The organism is Sporosarcina psychrophila, assembly GCF_001590685.1.
Lineage (GTDB): Bacteria > Bacillota > Bacilli > Bacillales_A > Planococcaceae > Sporosarcina > Sporosarcina psychrophila.
This window is the reverse complement of sequence record NZ_CP014616.1, coordinates 2,753,231-2,771,505: the sequence shown is the minus strand read 5'-3', so window position 1 is coordinate 2,771,505 and position 18,275 is coordinate 2,753,231. Positions and strand designations below refer to the sequence as shown.

The 18,275-nt window shown below is 41.5% G+C and carries 14 protein-coding genes and 1 other RNA gene; 11 read left to right on the top strand and 4 right to left on the bottom strand.

The genetic code is table 11. The annotated features are described in order from the left end of the window. The first annotated feature begins 5 nt into the window (after positions 1–5). Genes AZE41_RS13365 through AZE41_RS13355 form a run of 3 tightly spaced genes read left to right on the top strand, consistent with a single transcriptional unit; the run spans position 6 to position 1,720 of the window. On the top strand, positions 6–719 hold the full coding sequence (locus AZE41_RS13365) for a DnaD domain-containing protein (RefSeq protein ID WP_067210312.1): 714 nt from the start codon (positions 6–8) through the stop codon (positions 717–719). A 10-nt stretch (positions 720–729) separates the two neighbouring features. Further along, positions 730–1,383 (top strand): endonuclease III, encoded by a 654-nt coding sequence (gene nth, locus AZE41_RS13360; RefSeq protein ID WP_067210310.1) that lies wholly within the window; start codon positions 730–732, stop codon positions 1,381–1,383. After that, positions 1,373–1,720: a YpoC family protein gene (locus AZE41_RS13355; RefSeq protein WP_067210307.1), complete on the top strand. Its 348-nt coding sequence runs from the start codon at positions 1,373–1,375 to the stop codon at positions 1,718–1,720. The genes nth and AZE41_RS13355 overlap by 11 nt, the downstream gene beginning before the upstream one ends. A 55-nt stretch (positions 1,721–1,775) precedes the next feature. Here AZE41_RS13355 and AZE41_RS13350 read toward each other — a convergent pair whose 3' ends face one another. The 3 genes from AZE41_RS13350 to AZE41_RS13340 all read right to left on the bottom strand — a co-directional run bounded on the left by AZE41_RS13350 (position 1,776) and on the right by AZE41_RS13340 (position 6,262). After that, positions 1,776–4,412: a transglycosylase domain-containing protein gene (locus tag AZE41_RS13350; RefSeq protein WP_067210305.1), complete on the bottom strand. Its 2,637-nt coding sequence runs from the start codon at positions 4,410–4,412 to the stop codon at positions 1,776–1,778. Then, positions 4,409–5,044 carry a Holliday junction resolvase RecU gene (gene recU, locus AZE41_RS13345; protein ID WP_067210303.1) on the bottom strand — a complete coding sequence of 212 codons (636 nt, stop codon included), beginning with the start codon at positions 5,042–5,044 and terminating at the stop codon, positions 4,409–4,411. Before recU ends, AZE41_RS13350 begins: the two co-directional genes overlap by 4 nt. A 369-nt stretch (positions 5,045–5,413) precedes the next feature. After that, entirely contained in the window at positions 5,414–6,262 is an 849-nt protein-coding gene (locus tag AZE41_RS13340) for a DegV family protein (RefSeq protein WP_067210300.1), read from the bottom strand. A gap of 825 nt (positions 6,263–7,087) precedes the next feature. On the opposite strand from AZE41_RS13340, the gene AZE41_RS13330 reads away from it, so the two are divergent. The 8 genes from AZE41_RS13330 to AZE41_RS13295 all read left to right on the top strand — a co-directional run bounded on the left by AZE41_RS13330 (position 7,088) and on the right by AZE41_RS13295 (position 17,600). Then, positions 7,088–7,459: a YppE family protein gene (locus AZE41_RS13330; protein ID WP_067210295.1), complete on the top strand. Its 372-nt coding sequence runs from the start codon at positions 7,088–7,090 to the stop codon at positions 7,457–7,459. Beyond that, positions 7,456–9,738, top strand: a complete 2,283-nt coding sequence (locus AZE41_RS13325; protein ID WP_067210293.1) for a DEAD/DEAH box helicase — start codon at positions 7,456–7,458, stop codon at positions 9,736–9,738. The genes AZE41_RS13330 and AZE41_RS13325 overlap by 4 nt, the downstream gene beginning before the upstream one ends. Further along, a complete protein-coding gene (locus AZE41_RS13320; protein ID WP_067210291.1) occupies positions 9,728–11,014 on the top strand; it encodes a ribonuclease H-like domain-containing protein in 1,287 nt (428 codons plus the stop codon). Before AZE41_RS13325 ends, AZE41_RS13320 begins: the two co-directional genes overlap by 11 nt. Positions 11,015–11,095: 81 nt before the next feature. Next, positions 11,096–11,392, top strand: coding sequence for a cell division regulator GpsB (gpsB, locus tag AZE41_RS13315; protein WP_067210288.1), 297 nt, complete (start codon positions 11,096–11,098; stop codon positions 11,390–11,392). 48 nt (positions 11,393–11,440) lie between these two features. Beyond that, an RNA gene (rnpB, locus tag AZE41_RS13310) (RNase P RNA component class B) lies at positions 11,441–11,825 on the top strand. Between the two features lie 170 nt (positions 11,826–11,995). Next, positions 11,996–13,123: a THUMP domain-containing class I SAM-dependent RNA methyltransferase gene (locus tag AZE41_RS13305; protein ID WP_067210287.1), complete on the top strand. Its 1,128-nt coding sequence runs from the start codon at positions 11,996–11,998 to the stop codon at positions 13,121–13,123. 63 nt (positions 13,124–13,186) lie between these two features. Further along, the gene (locus AZE41_RS13300) at positions 13,187–15,097 is read left to right on the top strand and encodes an ATP-dependent DNA helicase (protein WP_067210284.1); all 1,911 of its coding nucleotides are present in this window, start codon (positions 13,187–13,189) and stop codon (positions 15,095–15,097) included. A gap of 1,003 nt (positions 15,098–16,100) precedes the next feature. Then, positions 16,101–17,600, top strand: coding sequence for a carboxypeptidase M32 (locus AZE41_RS13295; protein WP_067210281.1), 1,500 nt, complete (start codon positions 16,101–16,103; stop codon positions 17,598–17,600). Between the two features lie 63 nt (positions 17,601–17,663). Here the strand turns inward: AZE41_RS13295 and AZE41_RS13290 are convergent, their stop codons facing one another. After that, on the bottom strand, positions 17,664–18,119 hold the full coding sequence (locus AZE41_RS13290; RefSeq protein ID WP_067210278.1) for a chemotaxis protein CheX: 456 nt from the start codon (positions 18,117–18,119) through the stop codon (positions 17,664–17,666). Positions 18,120–18,275 lie beyond the last annotated feature (156 nt).

The window sequence follows — 18,275 nt, the reverse complement described above, 5'->3', positions numbered from 1 at the left end:
CGGACATGCAACACGAAGAACGGCTCCGAATTTGGATTGAGCAGGGGAATGTAAACATTTCCCAGCTCTTTTTTCACAATTATAAAAGTCTCGGGATCAAAGATTTGGACGCAATGCTAATCATGCATATGACAGCATATAAATCCGAGGGCAATCATTTCCCAACTCCTAACGAGTTTGCAAGTCGTATGGATTTAACGGAAAATGAAGTATCCATGGTTTTACAACGTTTAATGCAACACGGTTTACTCCGAATTGGTCAAAGTGAAGATCAAAAAGGGGTTTTACATGAAACTTTTTCTTTGCAGCCATTGTGGGATCGATTAGTCGATCAGATTGCATTCGCAACGAATGAGGCTGAGGAAGAGACCCATAAGAACGCGGAAGGAGAAATTTTTTCGCTGTTTGAACAAGAGTTTGGACGCTTTCTGTCACCAATGGAGTGCGAATCAATCACGATGTGGCTGGATGACGATGGACATACAGTCGAAATTATCCGTGCAGCATTAAAAGAAGCTGTCATAGCACAAAAATTAAGTCTCCGGTATATCGATCGGATTCTTTTTGAGTGGAAAAAGAAAAATGTTAAGACATTGTCTGATGTTGAACGTCAAACAAAGTCATTCCGGACCGTAGGGACACGTCCGTCACAGCAGCCAGAAAAAACTGTTTCGGTAAAACGTGTTCCTTTCTATAACTGGCTGGAAGAACGGGATTAGGTGGGAGTACATGCTGACAAAAAAACAATGGGAATTTTGCCTTGAACAATTTGGCGAAATGTTCCCAGATGCACATTGTGAACTGGTGCATGACAATCCTTTTGAATTGACAATAGCAACGCTGCTATCTGCCCAATGTACGGATGTTCTCGTGAATCGGGTGACGGCGGAGCTGTTTAAAAAATATAAAACACCTGAAGATTATCTAGCGGTTGATGTCGAGGAACTACAAACGGATATCAGGTCGATTGGATTATTCCGCAATAAGGCGAAAAATATTCAAGCCCTAAGTCAAATGCTTATTGATAATTTTGATGGGGAAGTACCGGCTAATCGTGACGTTATGATGACGTTACCAGGCGTTGGCCGTAAAACGGCGAATGTTGTCGTATCGAATGCATTTGGCATACCTGCTATTGCTATCGATACACATCTAGAGCGTGTAGCGAAGCGACTTGGTATGAACAGGTGGAAAGATTCAGTGCTAGCTGTTGAAGAAAAAATCATGCGCTGGACACCAATGGAAAAATGGACAGATACGCATCATCAAATCATTTTTTTCGGAAGGTATCATTGTAAAGCGCAAAATCCCGGATGTAATGTTTGTCCACTCCTGCCGTTATGCAGGGAAGGGAAGAAGAGGATGAAAGCAAATGCCAAATGAAGTAAATCGTATAAGTAAGGAGCTACTGGCACCTTATTTTGATCAATGGGAAACAGTACGGGATCAAATTGAAGCTTTTTATGACCAAAAAGATCATCAAGCAGTTGAGTTGATGAATGTGGCGATTGACAATTATAGTGAATTACTTGAACAAGGTGGGAAAGTGTTAGATGACCGTAAAGGAAAGGTTGTTTATACGTTACTTCCACTGAATGGCATAGAGCGTTTCGAATTTGTGAAAGATAAAATAACGAGCCATTACGCTCATGTTCAACTGGATGCTCTATTTACAGAAACCAAAAAGAAAGTTGCCAGATTGTCGATACAAAAGAAATAAAAAAGCAGAAAGTGAAATGCTGATTAGGCATTTCGCTTTCTGCTTTTTAGTTCAGTTACGGGGAACCAGTACCATCATCAGTAGTGGTTCCATCAGTCCCGGTTCCTGGTTCTGGTGGAACCGGGGTGCCGGTCCCATCATCGGGGGGCGTACCCTCGTTACCGCCATTACCATTGTTGCCGTTATTACCGTTGTTGTCATTGTTACCGTTATTGCCGTTGTTCCAGTCGTTACCGTTATTGCCGTTGTTCCAGTCTTCACCATCTGGGTTTTCAGTATCAATTTCTTCATCAGGTACTGGGACTTCTTCGGTAACCTCTTCAATCTGAACGGTCGTAGTCGCTGGACTACTAACTAAGTCGTCGAGTTTAGCAACGACGGAGAACGTATATTTCCGACCAGCTTCGGCTCCTGAGAATGTAACTGACGTGTCTGTTGTCGTTGTCATTTCTTGCATATCGCTACCATCCACACCCACTAATACGGTGAACTCTACATTGCCTATGATAGCTTCCGAAACTGGAGCATTATGGGACCAGTTTAAATCAATAGAACTCGTTTCTTCATTATATTGAGCGGCCAAACTATTTGGTGCTTCAAGTTCGATAATTTCTTCTTCAGCAACTTCTACGGGCGCAGTTCCTCTGACGAATAGTTCTGTACGCTTCCTATTGCTAGGTGTCGTCCGACTTGCTAAAACAAGTGGATTTGAACCGTATTCAATCGTCGCTTCCTCCACAGAGTCAGGTTTTTGGAACCGTGATGTATTTTTCCCGGAAGAAATGTCACTCATGACCATGCGAAACAGATTTTGAGGGACATACCTGCCTTTATCGAATGTAGTGATAGGTGTTGCATATTTCTCGTAACCACCCCATACGGCAATTGTGTAATCTGTCGTATAGCCAGCAAACCATGAATCGGGAACGTCTGAATTTTTCAAGCCGTTCTTTGTTATGATTTCAGATGGATAGTTTGTTGTCCCGGTTTTACCGGCAATATCCAGACCTGAAATAGCTGCTTTGGTTCCTGTTCCAGCTGTTAATACTTCACGTAAAATGTCCGTTACCATATATGCAGTCGAATCTTTCATGACTGTTTCTGATTTTGGTGTCATGTTAGGTGCTTTTTTTCCATCTCTAAAAATAATTTCCTTGATGGCATACGGTTTTGTGTAATTCCCGCCGTTACCAAAGGCTGAATAGGCTCCCGCCATCTGAAGTGTAGAAAAATCATATTCTCCGCCGCCAAGTGCATTGGAAGAATTCAATTTATCAAACGGAAGTCCGAGCCCTTTCGCAAAAGCGCCTGCCTTTGCAGTTCCGACCTCTTCAAACACTTTTACTGCAGGAATGTTGCGGGATTTGTATAATGCTTCTCGAATTGTCATTGTCCCTTGATATTTACCGTCGACGTTCCGAATGGCTTTATCTGTCCCTTTATAGTTGTAAGGTTCATCTACGACCGTATTTCCTGTTGACCAGCTAAGGTTTTCGATGGCTGGGCCGTAAGAGAGAATCGGTTTAATCACCGATCCGGGTTGACGTTTTTGGTCTGTAGCAAAGTTCCAGTCCGTTCCAGAATAATTACGCCCTCCACCGACTGCAACGATTGCACCCGTTTTGGTATCAAGAACGGTCATTCCGGCTTGCATTTTTTCGGATTCATATAAATCGTTCGTATTTAATGCATTCTCCACAGATTGCTGAGCTGCAGGATCCAAATTCGTTTGAATTTTTACGCCTTCAGCAAGCAAGTGTGACATACCCGCTTCTTCCAATTCAGAGAGCACAAGATCGACATAAGCTGGGTATTTTGTGTTGCTAACCTGTCTTTTGTCGTCAGCCAGTAATGTTCCTGTGACTGGCATCGCCTGTGCTGCTTCCATTTCGACTTTAGTAATTTTTTTATGCTGGTACATTAGCCCAAGTACGATATTGCGTCGTTTTTTAGCACGAGCCGGGTTTTTATAAGGATTGTATCCGTTTGGACTTTGTGGAAGTCCTGCTAACATAGCGACTTCGTGTAGTTCAAGTTCATTCAGATTTTTACCATAAAAGTATTTTGAAGCTGTTCCAAATCCGTAGTTATTTCCGGACATCAGAATCTTATTAAAGTACATTTCAAAGATTTCTTCTTTTTCATACTTACGTTCAAGCTGGAAAGCGAGCCATGCTTCTTGTGCCTTCCTTTTTAACGTTTTCTCTTCTGACAGGAATGAGTTCTTAATGACCTGTTGGGTAAGTGTGCTCGCTCCTTGAGAACCGAAACCACTTCTAAAGTTCGCGATGACTGCACCACCAAGCCTCCAAAAATCCATCCCGTGGTGGGAATAGAAACGGACGTCTTCCGTTGCAAGTATTGCATCTTGCATCGGGTCCGGGATTTCAGCGTAGGGAACGAACTCCCTTTTTTCAGCGCCCGATTTCATGAAGACATCACCGTGGATATCAAGTAAATCAGATGATAAGGGGTCTTTTAAAAGGTTTTCGTCGAGATCAGGTGCAGAACTTGCATAAAAAGCGAATAAGCCCGCGCCGCCAACTAGTATGGCAACTCCGATGGCGACGATTGCCAGAACTATCTTCTTAATGATGCCTTTTCCCTTATTCGTCTTTTTACTTTTTTTCTTTGCGCGTTCGGCCTCAATGTTTTTCCGGCGTCCAGCTCTTGAATTTATATTATCGCTCATACATCTTCCTGCCTTTCAGTTGCATTGTTTGATGTCGTTGTCATAATAGACACCGCTTTTAAATAATCGAGCCTTGGATTGAAACGTGGTAGAATCTCCAAGGACATGGTCTCAAACTCTATAAGTGTGATCGATTTTCTTCCACCTTTTTTCATTCTTTCCCAATATTTCTCAAAATTATCATAAGGGACGATAAAATAGCGGTCAAGCGAAGTGAATTTGACAATGAAAAAAACAACTCCACCTTGCTTTGACACAGATTGCATATGTTCCACTTGATGGTCATGAATATTTTGCAATGGAAAAGATGTCGCACTCTTGGTTTCTTTTGCTTCGAAATCAATATAGTTCCCTTGCCATACTCCGTTAAAGTCAGTTGTAGACGGTGTCCTAAAATAGGCTTCGGTTATGACAGCGGCACTTCGCTCCGGATAATTCACGTTTACGACTTGGATTGGAACGGGTTTCTTATGGATGACAGCAATGCCGCGACTTAAATAGAACTCATTCGTTTCATTCAATTCATCTTCCAATGACTTCCCTCGGTTACTGAATGAAAGATCGACTTTTTTTTGATGGCCTATCTTCTGAATGGGTATATATTTCTTGCCGTTCGGATAGCGTATTGTCATAGGTATCACCTCGCATCTCACTATCATACCATATCAATTGGACGGATTAGTGCTCGGAAAGTTGCAATCTAATGTCCAGATATTGAACAAGCTTAAACCTATTCAATAAATCGGAAATAATTATTTATCATATAGTGCGTAAAAAATGTGGCGATATAGATAATGAAGGCTACTAATTAGGACAGCCGATAAGAGTAGAAAGGGGAGTGGATACAAGAAAGGGAACAAGGTATGTGAATAAAATGTAACGATAAAGCTGTTATATCATAGAAGAATGGACATCCAATTACAATCCAAAATAAGCCGATTGCCAATTAGTACAAGGCAGTCAGCTTATTATTTTCGTAAACATAATCTAGTTCCTACATTTTAATACCTCACCCAGCTTAGCCCAGTAGTACCTTCACCTGCATGTACGCCCACACAGACGCTGAGGGGGAGAACTTGTACTTTCAAGTTTGGGAATTCCTGCAATAGCTCTTCTTTCCAACTTTCAGCATTCATTACATTGTTACAGTGGATCACTGCGATTTCTGGGATGCTGCTATTTTCCATGTCGCTGCGCAGTAAATCTGTCACATTTATTTTAGCTCGTTTATTGGCACGAACTTTTTCTTTCATCACTGGTTTTCCATCTTCAAACGAGATGACCACTTTAATATTTAGCAAATTACTTAGAAATGCTTGTGTTCCAGAGACACGACCGCTTTTATGGAGCTGATTTAGATTAGCAGGTATGAAGGATAACTTGGAATTTTCCGTCATTTTTTTGATGGCTGCAACGACTTCTTTAATGTCATGTCCCTGTTCTAGTAGTTCATTGCCAATTTCAATCATTTTGATCATCGGATAGGAGCCGATTTTCGAGTCAATTGGATAGACCTTGAAGTCTACCATTTGTGCAGCTGTTTGCGAGCTATCAAATGTGCCGGATAGGCCGCTAGACACATGCAAGGCAATTGCGCAATCATAGCCTTGCTCCTGTAGTTTTTCATAAAGGGCAACCATTTCACCAATAGCGGGTTGGGATGTTTTGGGGGGATTTTTGGCAACACGTAATTTGTCGTAAAACTCTTCCTGTGTCATATCGACTGTTTCTTTAAAAACAACATCAGCAAATACGATACTCAATGGTAATATATGTACGTTATGTTTTCGTATAAAAGATTCGTCTAGTTGTGCAGCTGTATCAGTAATCCAAGCGATTTTCGTAGCCATTAACAAAGTTCTCCCTTAATGATGCATATTTTAACGTTGAAACAAGCTATCTATTATCGTTAATGTACCTTACACGTTAAAGGAGCACTAGTATTAGTTGTCATATAGAGAAGAAGTTTTAATTTCTGTGACATAATTTGAACATAATTATGATGTACACTTGTATCAAAGACGTTATTCTGCTGGGGAAAAGTGGAGATTACATTTAGTCCTGTTGAAAATTAACTATATAGATTGAGCTAAATGATTCCATTCAATAACGCTTCGGCGCTTCAGGGATGCCTTCCGCGATAAACTAAGGCACTGAAAAAGTACGATTTCCTTCAATCCCGTTGATTTCCGTTCCGAGCGGACGCTTTCCGCGGGCACGGCTTCAGCCAATCGAACAGCAGAGGGTTCGATTTGCCGTATTTCTGCGTTCTTTGCAGAAATTAAGGCATTCTTGCCCCGTGCTCCCAACGCTAGCGCTTTTGCTCGCAAAAGCCGTTCTTCGTAACGGCTCTTCCTGCGGGGTCTTCAGCTCGCGCTGTTCCAGCTGGAGTCGCCGCTCTTCACTACAATCAACTAGTTCTTACTATAAAAAAGAACTTTTTCAGTGCCCTCCCATAAGCCTGACAAGCTTCGCTGCCAGTCTTATGGTTCCAGCTGCCCCCTTGTAAGGCGCCTGCGCTCAGTTCATATGACGTATTCAATACTTCAACCTAAATAGCACTTTATCTAGTAATGAAGGATTAGTAATACCAAGGAATATACGTTCCTATGAATTTGGTGCATTTCGGTCATATCTGTTAAAATAAAAGAAACGTCCGGAAAGGGTGTATCATTATGAATCTACAACAAAAAACTGAAGCGCTACTTGCTGTTTGTAAGGAATGCTTCGAGCGCCATGCGCAGATGAGAGAACTCGATCGGGAACCCGACTTTTTCATAGAAGTAAAACCATATGCAGATCAATATCATACGTTGCTTGATGAATGGACAGAGGAAGTATCTGAATTCATCAAGACAGCCAAGCCGAAATATGTTCATCCAATTCAAATTGAAACACTGACTGACTCTATGAAGCAATTCATCGTCCAGTCATTTTATCAAAAGACAGGTAAAAAACGTTTTATCTTATCGATTAATTCAGCTGAATATACGTTAAAAACAATTTTGGACGCACTACGTCTTGAACAAGAAGGCGATGTACGATGATAAAGAAGAAAGCGGTTCACGAAGTGTTAGAAAAACTGCGCACTGACGCCTCTTTTTCCGCTAACGTCATCCATACTAAAACGATTGCTGAGAAAGAAGCAATCTACGCCGAATTTCCGGGAAAACTCCATCCATCGATTATTAAAGCACTTGCATCCAAAGGAATTGATAAATTATATAGCCATCAAAGAGAAGCCTTCGACCTGGCATCATCCGGAAATTCTATTACCGCCGTTACACCGACAGCTTCCGGAAAATCCCTTTGCTATCATTTACCTGTTATGCAAAGTATCCTCGAAGATGATACATCGAGAGCCATTTATTTGTTTCCAACAAAAGCACTGGCCCAAGATCAGCTGGCGGACCTCCATGAGCTGATTGAAGCGAGTGGGGAAACCATCCTCAGTTATACATACGACGGGGATACTGCACCTGGCTTGCGTTCTAAGGTTAGAAAGTCGGGTCATATCGTGCTGACAAATCCCGATATGCTGCATTCAGGTATCTTGCCACATCATACAAAATGGGTGTCGTTATTCGAGAACTTAAAATACATCATCATCGATGAATTGCATACGTACAAAGGTGTTTTCGGCAGTCATGTCGCACATGTGCTGCGAAGGTTGAAACGAATCTGCAACTATTATGGCAGTGATCCAGTGTTCATCTGCACATCTGCGACAATTGCAAATCCGCAAGAACTAGCGGAGTCGTTGATAAATGAGGACGTTCAAGTAATCATCAAAAATGGAGCACCCGCCGGAAAGAAACATTTTGTCTTCTATAATCCACCGGTCGTTCATCCAACGTTTGGTATTCGAAGAAGTGCTGTACTTGAAGTGCGAGATATCGCCGCGCTTTTATACCGGGAAGGCATCCAAACGATTATCTTTGCAAAAAGCCGAGTACGAGTTGAAATGCTTGTCACTTATATGAAAGCATTGACGAAAAAGAAACTGTTCGATGAAACAGTAATGGGCTATAGGGGAGGTTACCTACCTTCAGAACGCCGGAAAATTGAAAAAGGGCTTCGGGATGGAGCTATCCGTACGGTTGTTAGTACGAATGCACTTGAACTTGGCATTGATATCGGGCAACTACAAGCGTGTATTATGACGGGTTACCCGGGAAATATTGCGAGTGCATTTCAACAGGCAGGGCGTGCGGGAAGACGGCAAGATGAGGCGCTCATTATTTACGTCGCCCAATCCCTGGCTCTCGATCAATATATTATTGAACACCCTGATTATCTTCTTGGCCAGTCACCGGAAGAAGCACGGATTCATCCGGATAATATGTTTATCTTAATGGATCATCTTAAATGTGCTTCATTTGAGCTGCCATTTTCTTCGACAGAAACATATGGTGAATTTGACGTACAAGAATTACTCGCGTTCCTTGAAAGCGAAGGAGTTTTGATAAAGACTACAGACAAATGGCATTGGATGACAGACAGTTTTCCAGCAAGTGAAGTGAGTCTTCGCTCTGCAACACAGGAAAACGTCATCATTATTGATAAAACGTATCCAAAAGAAACGAAGGTCATAGGGGAGATGGATCGTTTTAGTGCGATGACGCTCCTCCATGAAGAAGCAATTTATATCCATCAAGGAACCCAGTTCCAAGTTGAGCAATTGGATTGGGATGAAAAGAAAGCCTATGTCACAGAAGTCGATGTCGATTACTTCACGGATGCCAATCTTGCAGTGGAACTGAAAGTGATGAATGAAGATATCGCCGAACAGTTCGGAGATAACAAGGCCGCTTATGGTGATATCGCTGTACTTGCAATCCCGACGATTTTCAAGAAAATCAGATTCGATACACATGATAATATCGGTTCTGGTCCGATTTCATTACCCGCAGAAGAATTACATACGTCTTCCACGTGGTACACATTCGACATACCTGAAGGATGGACGGGCGCTGGACTGACGGATGCGATGACGGGTGCAGCCTATGCGATCCAGTCATTTATCCCGTTATTCGTCCGCTGCGATAAAACGGATATCCATGTTGTGCCGCAAGTGAAAGCTGTTCATACCGGAAAGCCAACTATTTTCATTTACGACAGTTATCCAGGCGGAATAGGTCTGAGTGAAAAGATTTTTGAACGGTGGGATGAGCTGTTGCAAAAAGCAGCCGATCATGTGTCCACCTGTCGCTGCGAGTCGGGTTGTCCGGTTTGTATCGGTGCGCAAGAAGCTGGTATGGGCATGAAACGGGATGTCGGATCCCTTCTTAAGACGCTAGCGGGAGGGGAAAGAAATGTCATATGAACAGAAACTGATGCAAATGAAGAAGTTGTTGAAAAAAACAACTTCTAAAGTGGTAGCTGAAGATGTGCCAGAAGTTGTAAAACCCGTTGCAAAAGTACCTGTCTATGAACAGCAGTGGCTGGACGCGGGTTTGACAAAAGCCGTAAATAAACATGGCATCGTCTATAAACGTATTGTTGAATACGACACTGACCATCAGCACGGAAACATTATTCTTTCGGGTTTGAAGTCAACGATCGATAAATGGAAGAAGTCCGGTGAAGTGCATCCACTGTCTCCGGATTTTTCAAAACCGCTTGTTTTCTTTGATACAGAAACGACAGGTTTAAAAGGAGCAGGTACACTGATATTCCTCATGGGGTTCATTGAACAGACGGCATCATCTTTTAAAATGACGCAGTATGTCCTTCCGGGTCCTGATCACGAAGCGGCATTCCTTTATGCAACAGGATTATGGGAAAAGCCGTCGACACTCGTTACGTATAATGGCAAAAGTTTTGATATTCCAATGGTGGAAACACGGTGGACGATGAACCGTAAAGAATTACCGCCACTTCTCAAGCATACCCAAATCGATTTGTTGCATGGTTCCAGACGTATTTGGAAAGGTGAGATGGCAACGTTTCGACTACCTGCAATTGAGGAGGAACAACTTGGTTTCTTCCGACAAGGAGATATCCCAGGGCATATGGCGCCAATCATCTACCAAGATGCTGTTAAGAATGGTCGCGCGGAACTATTAATGAAAGTTCTCGTCCATAATGAATGGGATATCCTTTCACTAGTTGCGCTTTATATACGGTCAACCGATTTGCTATTGAAAAGCGATGTCCGAGAATCGGCCGTGACCCATACGAATATTGGGAAATGGTTTGGTGATTTAAAGTCGCATGACCGTAGTAAACAAATCTTTGAAAGTGTCATTGCTGAGTATGGGATCAATCATCCTGCGACACATTTTCACTTCGGGTTCATCTTGAAAAAGGAACAGGCTTACGAGGACGCAGTCTCTTCATTCAAGATAGCGGCAACAGGTCTTACCGGACGTGAACGAATTATCGCATTAGAGGAATTAGCGAAGCTTTACGAGCATAAGCTGAAAGAGTTAAACAAGGCATTAGACTCCACGAAAGAGGCGATTAAGCTCCTGAAGGCGGATTCCTACTTGGCGGAAAGATTTCGGGCACGTTCGAGAAATGATTTCTTGAAAAGGGAAATAAGGATAACTAGAAAATTATTTCCCAGGCAAGCGCACGAAGCGACAAAAAACGGTTGAAAGTCGGCTTTAGTAAGACAAAGTCGGACAATATATGTTATAATCAACGGTATGTAAACAGAGACGGAAGGGCGATTTTTCATGGACACTAAATTGGATACAAAAACGATTCTTGAGAAGGAATTCAAAACGGGCCTTCGCGGCTATAATCAGGAAGAAGTAGATCTCTTCCTTGATGATATTATTCATGACTATGAAGCTTTTAAAAAGACGATTACAGAATTGCGTACCGAAAATGAACGCATGCAAAGAGAGCTTGAATCTGCACAAAAACGCCCTGCGGCTGGAAGTGCTGGAACAACGAACTTTGATATATTGAAGCGGATTTCAAATCTGGAAAAGCATGTTTTCGGAAGTAAACTCTTCGACCAAGAATAATATATTGTAAATGAAACATAAGTACGGTATACTAAAAATATCATAGTGGAATTTAGGTAATCGCTGCAACATCCTATGTTGTAGAGGAAAGTCCATGCTCACACGGATCTGAGATGACCGTAGTGTTCGTGCTCGGCGAAAGAATAAGCCGTGGCTTCGCGTATAACGCGTTGACGGCGGGAATAAATCCTAAGTCTTCGGATATGGATGAGGTTCCCTGAACAGTGCCACAGTGACGTAGCTGTCTCGGAAACGGGGCAGATGGAACGCGGTAAACCCCACGAGTGAGAAACCCAAACTATGGTAGGGGCACTCTTCCGAGGGAAATGAACTGTAGGAAGAGACAGGTGTATACCTGTAGATAGATGATTACCACCCTAAGTACGAGGCGTGAGCCGTTTGAGTACACGGGAACAAAACATGGCTTATCGAATTTCCTATGGTATTATTTTTAAATTGATTGCTCTCCAATAAGATGGGGAGCTTTTCTTTTGGAGAATTAAAGTGTGAAAAAAATATGGTTATATTGGCAATACTATAAAAAGTTAACCCTTGATGAATTCATGGAAATGATTGATGGTATAGAATTGGAGTTGGAAATGCATGACTGAATTTAAACTAGTGGCAACATCTGCAATGGGGCTTGAATCACTTGTGGCAGATGAAGTAAAAGCTCTTGGTTATAAAACGACTTCGGAAAATGGGAAGATTTATTTCCAGGGCGATGAATTGGCGATTGCAAAAACGAATCTATGGCTCCGAGTAGCGGACCGTGTTCGTATTGTTGCAGGTGAATTCGAAGCTACGACGTTCGATGATTTATTTGAACAGACAAAAGCGATTCCATGGGAACGTTTTTTGCCAGTTGACGCAGAGTTTCCAGTTGCGGGTAAATCAGTGAAATCTACTTTGTACAGTGTGCCTGATTGCCAGGCCATTGTAAAAAAAGCGATTGTTGAACGCTTGAAGATTGCTTATAAACGAATTGGTTTCTTTGATGAATCAGGTCCTTTATTCAAATTGGAAGTATCGATTTTAAAAGATAAAGTAACATTAACGATCGATTCAAGTGGAACGGGACTACATAAACGCGGATATCGACTTGCACAAGGGGATGCACCGTTGAAAGAGACACTTGCAGCAGCGCTTGTGAAAGTGTCACGTTGGAATCCAAATCGTCCTTTCGTTGACCCGTTTTGTGGTTCAGGTACAATCGCAATTGAAGCTGCGATGATCGGGCAAAACATTGCACCTGGATACAATCGTGAATTTTTAAGTGAAGAGTGGCCATGGATCAATAAAAATATTTGGGATCAAGTTCGTGAAGAAGCGGAAGACCTCGCAAAATACGACCAACCACTTGATATTTCAGGATTTGATTATGATCCCCGAATGATTAAAGTGGCACAAGAGAATGCGGCAGGAGCTGGATTCATGGATTTGATCAAGTTCCAAACATGTGACGTGCGGGACTTGACGTTAGAGGGCTTGAACGGAGTTATGGTGGGGAATCCGCCATACGGTGAACGTCTTGGTGAGGTAGAAGAGGCTGAAGAAATTACGCAGGAACTTGGCCGTATAATGAAAAACTATCCATCATGGTCTGTTTATATGTTGTCTTCATTGGAAAATTATGAAAAAATGTACGGACATAGAGCAACGAAGAAAAGGAAATTATTCAATGGTTTTATTCGTACTGATTTGTATCAGTTCTGGGGCCAACGTCAATAATTGATAGAATGCGGAAGAGGTAAACTCCTCTTCCTTTTGCATGTAATAAGGAAGGGGTAAACGATGAAGAGCAAGATGCCATTCCCGTTATCAAAAGATAAATCGTTCTATGAGTCACTGAACGACTGGATAGGGGATACGTTATACGATGAACTGACTGAAAAAGGATTTGAATGCCGTGATGAACAAATCTATATGGCGTTCCAAATTGAACAAGCACTGAAAGAAAAGAAAGTTCTTTTTGCGGAAGCGGGTGTAGGGACAGGTAAAACAATTGCTTATCTACTTCCTGCAATCGCTTATGCTCGCTATACTGGCAAACCGGCTCTCATTTCATGTGCGGATGAGACACTGATTGACCAGCTTGTAAAAGAAGACGGTGATATCCGGAAAATTAGTGAAGCGCTCGGTCTTGATATCGATGTTCGACTTGCTAAATCACGTGACCAATATTTATGCTTGAAACGATTGGAAGAGGCGGGTAATACGATTGACGAAGACTATGTTGATGTTGTGGCAGATGAACTACCTGAATTCGTTTACGGTTCCGGTTCATTGCAATCGATTTTTCCTTACGGAGAACGTTCGGATTATCCAAATTTAAGTGATGAAGAGTGGAAAACAGTGAACTTCCATCCCATCCAGCAATGTGCTGCGTGTGATGTTCGTAATCGATGTGGTCAGACAATTCACCGAAATCATTATCGCGAATCGGTCGAACTCGTTATTTGTTCTCACGATTTTTATATGGAGCATATTTGGACAAAAGAATCCCGTAAAAGACAGGGACAATTACCATTATTACCAGAACCGTCAATGATTGTCTTTGACGAAGGCCATCTTCTTGAGTATTCGGCTCAGCGTGCTTTGACGTATGAGGTACAAAATAGTACATTGCTAAATCTGCTTGAACGAATTATGGTCGATGGAATAAGAGAGTCGACACTTCAACTGATGGAGCGCCTAATTGATTCGCATGAAGCATTTTTTAAATTACTCGATGCGCTTGCGGATACAACGGAGAATGAACGGAAAGCGATTGAGAAAACACCTGAACTTCTGGCAATTGGAAAAGAGGTTGTGAAAATCTCGAATGCGCTTCTTGAAGAATTTGTTTTTGAAGGTGAACTCTATATCATTCCGGCATATGATTTGAGAATGGTCGAGGAATATCTGGATCAATACATTTACTCAATGGACCTCTTCACCTCTCAAAATGATGCAGTCGACTGGCTTGAAGGTCGCGAAGGCGAATCCACACTGGTTATCATGCCACGTCTAGTAACGGACATTTTAAGAGAGAAACTGTTTTCATCCAACACGCCAATCGTCTTTTCATCCGCTACATTATCAGTCGGTGAAACGTTTACTTATTTGGCAGATGGTCTTGGTATCCAAGATTACTTGTCATTCTCAGTGGAATCTCCATTTGATTATGATGAAGTGATGGAAGTATTTGCGACGGATGTAGAAGCCGGTGGCAAAGCGAAGCGAGCGCTTGAACTTTTAGAAGATGGAGAGCAAACACTGATTCTCTTCAAGTCAGAACGAGCGATGAACCATTTCAAAGAGCGCGTTCCTAGCGAGTGGCAAGACCGTATCGCTTTCGAAGGTGAACGAGAATTGTCTTCTATCGTGCGTGACTTCCAACAGAAGAAAGTACCTGTTTTATGCTCTTATCACTTATGGGAAGGGCTCGACATTCCCCAAGATGCATTGACACGCGTCATTATTTACGATTTGCCATTACCACCATCGGACCCGTTGTTCGACGCGAGACGTCAGCACGCTAAGGATCCTTTCCGTGAAGTAGACTTACCATTCATGCTACTAAGGCTACGCCAAGGTGCAGGACGACTCATACGGACGTCAGCCGATTCTGGAACAGTACATCTTTTACTAGAAGGTAAAGAACAGGAAATGAAAGCTGAAATTGAAAGTATTTTCCCTGTTAAAATGAAAATGACAGTTTAACTATAATTTGTAAGGCTCTCCTAGTAATATTGGGAGGCCTTTTTGTATTTCTGAGGAAGCGCTATTATTTAGGACTGTCCAGCTCGTGCTGTTTATACAAGAAATGTATAAACGTTGTGAAGTACAATAAATAAAAAACACTAATTAAGGGTCTGAATAGGTCCTGTAAAAAAGATTCAGTCATGCACATGTAATTTGGGGTTCTACATTAACTCACATGTGTTGATTAACCAAAAACAACCCGTAAATAACTTAATCAAACAGCAGACGCTTCATGTACATTATATTTGGATCGCTTTGGATTGAACGGCCTCTATACGATTATCGAGATTTCTTGATGTGTAGGGATGTGACTTCGTCGCATCCCTACACATCTTTTTCGATAATCGTATGGTGCTTATTCAACCGTCGCTTTCCAAATGTATACGTACGCAAAGTGCTTAAACTTTTCGGAACGAAAGAATAGCGGAACTTTTTATTTGGATAATAGCCGCCAAAGATACAATTTTGGCGGCTGAAGTCTTCTCCATAGTCTTGTCTTTTTTAGTTAAGGAAGAGTCACTTTCTTATAGTACATCGCATGATAATACGCGTAATCTTTACTAAAAGTAAGCAAGGAACACCTTGTACAAAGTACTAGAGTGCCCGAAATTGTATCTTCGGGCACTTACAACCTTTATAAAGAGTCATCTACTCTTTTTTTCAAAAGTAGCTGTATTTTTCACTTAAACGTTGTAGCCGCACTCGCCCCTCGGTAAAATTGTCATGACTATTTCGCTGAAAGCGGACCGGAAATGATCAAGTTAAAATGGCGTTTTTCAAGCCTTTCTTACCTGCTTTTTATGCAAGAAAATGGTTAATCAGCAAACGTGACATTAGCTAATTGTTTTATTTCAGCATAGTTTAATTACTGAAATAAAACTGATCTCCTACTAGGAGACTATATGAGTTGCCCGAATTATGTTAAAATAAAGACCAGTATAGTAAGTAAGGGGGAATGGATATGTCTACAGAAGAGAATTTCGTAGCTTTGCTAAAGAAAATGAGTGCATACTCAGAAGCCGTTTCAATCATGTATTGGGATATGCGTACGGGCGCACCGAAAAAAGGCATTCCGGCAAGATCGGAAGCGGTCGGTACATTATCGACAGAACTATTTAAATTGAGTGTCTCAGAGGAAATGGGTGGCTATCTCGAGGAACTAGGCAATAGGAAAGACACACTTAACCCGATTTTGTTGAAAACAGTTGAAGAAGTAAAAAAAGAATATGACTTAAGCAAAAAAATTCCGGCGGAGGAGTACCGTGAATTTGTCGTTCTGACTTCTCAATCGGAATCAGCATGGGAAGAAGCGAAAGAGAAAGCTGATTTTGACATGTTCCTTCCATATCTTGAGAAAATCGTGGCAACGACTAAAAAGTTCATTGGCTATTGGGGAGAAAAAGATGGCAATCCGTACAATACATTGCTCGATCAATATGAACCGGGGATGACAACAGACATCATCGATGAAGTTTTCGGCCAATTGAAAGAGACAATCGTGCCACTTGTGAAGAAAATTTCAGAATCAGGTAACCAACCCGATACGTCATTTTTATTCAAAAAATTTCCGAAAGAAAATCAGAAAGCATTCAGTCATGAGATATTGAAGCAACTTGGTTATGACTTCGATGCAGGTCGATTGGATGAAACCGTTCATCCATTTGCCACAGGCATCAATATAGGGGATGTCCGAATTACGACGAAGTACGATGAAAATGATTTCCGTTCCGCCGTTTTTGGAACAATTCATGAATGCGGACATGCACTTTACGAACAAAATATTGATTTAGAACTTGAAGGATTACCAGTAGCAGATGGTACTTCGATGGGGATTCATGAATCGCAGTCATTATTCTATGAACAGTTTGTCGGACATAATGAAAACTTTTGGACGTATAATTTTGATTTATTAAAGAGCCAATCACCTGAACAGTTTGAAGGCGTAGCGCTCGAAGATTTCCTTCGTGCAATCAATGTGTCAAAACCATCGCTTATACGGATTGAAGCAGATGAACTGACGTACCCACTTCACATTATGATTCGTTATGAAATTGAAAAAGGGATTTTTAACGGCGATTATGAAGTGGTAGACCTTCCTGAAATTTGGAATGATAAATATGAGGAATACCTGGGTATCCGTCCAAAAAATAACGGTGAAGGTATTTTACAAGACGTTCACTGGGCTGGCGGATCCTTCGGTTATTTCCCGTCATATGCACTTGGCTATATGTACGCAGCTCAATTGAAAGTGGCAATGTTAAAAGACCTACCTAATTTTGATGAACTTTGTGGAAATGGTGATTTTGGCCCGATTCTTGACTGGTTAACTGAACATGTTCACAAATACGGCAAGATGAAACAGCCACTTGAAATTATTAAAGATGCGACAGGTGAAGGATTGAACGCCAAATATTTAGCAGATTACTTATCTGAAAAATACACGAAGTTATATAACTTATAAAAAAGTAAAAAACAGTCCCGTGAACCCGAAATAATCCAGGGAAGGGACTGTTTTTAGTGAACTTTAATTTTCATCAATTGTTAACAGGACAGTCAACATTCCGCCGCCGTCGATCTTGACTGGCAATTTAAATGCCTGTTTAAAACCATAAAATTTCGTTGTTCCCGTCATCACGGTAGGGGGGGAAATATCAAGGATGAGGCCGTCTTTTTCGAGTATTGTACATAAGTTTCCAGCAACCATATTGCCAAGCTCGCCTGTGAATGATTCAATCATTTCACCTTCGATTGACATGCCAAACATTGCTTGTCCAATCGTATTAATGGCGTCTAAAGATGCATCAATGATAAGCCTTCCTTTTATGCCTCCGACAAGTCCAATTAAGACGCTTATCTCTTTTTGTTCATACGGTTGAACTGTAATCGACGGAGCAAGGACATCCAATTTGACCGGAATAACAGTTGATAGTGAAGAGATTGTCCCATTTAAAATCATTTGTACATTCTTCGAAGTGCTCATTTTAGCTTCCGCCTTTCTGAAATATAACGATAGGTCGATTATATCATGACGAAAGGTAGAATAAACAAAAAACGACAAAATATGCACAGAAAAATTTGTTGATAATTCGAACGCCGATAAATGGTATGATAAAAAGAGCAATTGACGAAGGGATCG

What these genes read in the sequence shown, in the direction of transcription:
- gpsB (WP_067210288.1), top strand. Translation starts at nt 11,096, where the DNA reads ATGGACACTAAATTGGATACAAAAACGATTCTTGAGAAGGAATTCAAA.
- nth (WP_067210310.1), top strand. Translation starts at nt 730, where the DNA reads ATGCTGACAAAAAAACAATGGGAATTTTGCCTTGAACAATTTGGCGAA.
- AZE41_RS13325 (WP_067210293.1), top strand. Translation starts at nt 7,456, where the DNA reads ATGATAAAGAAGAAAGCGGTTCACGAAGTGTTAGAAAAACTGCGCACT.
- AZE41_RS13305 (WP_067210287.1), top strand. Translation starts at nt 11,996, where the DNA reads ATGACTGAATTTAAACTAGTGGCAACATCTGCAATGGGGCTTGAATCA.
- AZE41_RS13295 (WP_067210281.1), top strand. Translation starts at nt 16,101, where the DNA reads ATGTCTACAGAAGAGAATTTCGTAGCTTTGCTAAAGAAAATGAGTGCA.
- AZE41_RS13365 (WP_067210312.1), top strand. Translation starts at nt 6, where the DNA reads ATGCAACACGAAGAACGGCTCCGAATTTGGATTGAGCAGGGGAATGTA.
- AZE41_RS13350 (WP_067210305.1), bottom strand. Translation starts at nt 4,412, where the DNA reads ATGAGCGATAATATAAATTCAAGAGCTGGACGCCGGAAAAACATTGAG.
- AZE41_RS13330 (WP_067210295.1), top strand. Translation starts at nt 7,088, where the DNA reads ATGAATCTACAACAAAAAACTGAAGCGCTACTTGCTGTTTGTAAGGAA.
- AZE41_RS13300 (WP_067210284.1), top strand. Translation starts at nt 13,187, where the DNA reads ATGAAGAGCAAGATGCCATTCCCGTTATCAAAAGATAAATCGTTCTAT.
- AZE41_RS13290 (WP_067210278.1), bottom strand. Translation starts at nt 18,119, where the DNA reads ATGAGCACTTCGAAGAATGTACAAATGATTTTAAATGGGACAATCTCT.
- AZE41_RS13320 (WP_067210291.1), top strand. Translation starts at nt 9,728, where the DNA reads ATGTCATATGAACAGAAACTGATGCAAATGAAGAAGTTGTTGAAAAAA.
- AZE41_RS13340 (WP_067210300.1), bottom strand. Translation starts at nt 6,262, where the DNA reads ATGGCTACGAAAATCGCTTGGATTACTGATACAGCTGCACAACTAGAC.
- AZE41_RS13355 (WP_067210307.1), top strand. Translation starts at nt 1,373, where the DNA reads ATGCCAAATGAAGTAAATCGTATAAGTAAGGAGCTACTGGCACCTTAT.
- recU (WP_067210303.1), bottom strand. Translation starts at nt 5,044, where the DNA reads ATGACAATACGCTATCCGAACGGCAAGAAATATATACCCATTCAGAAG.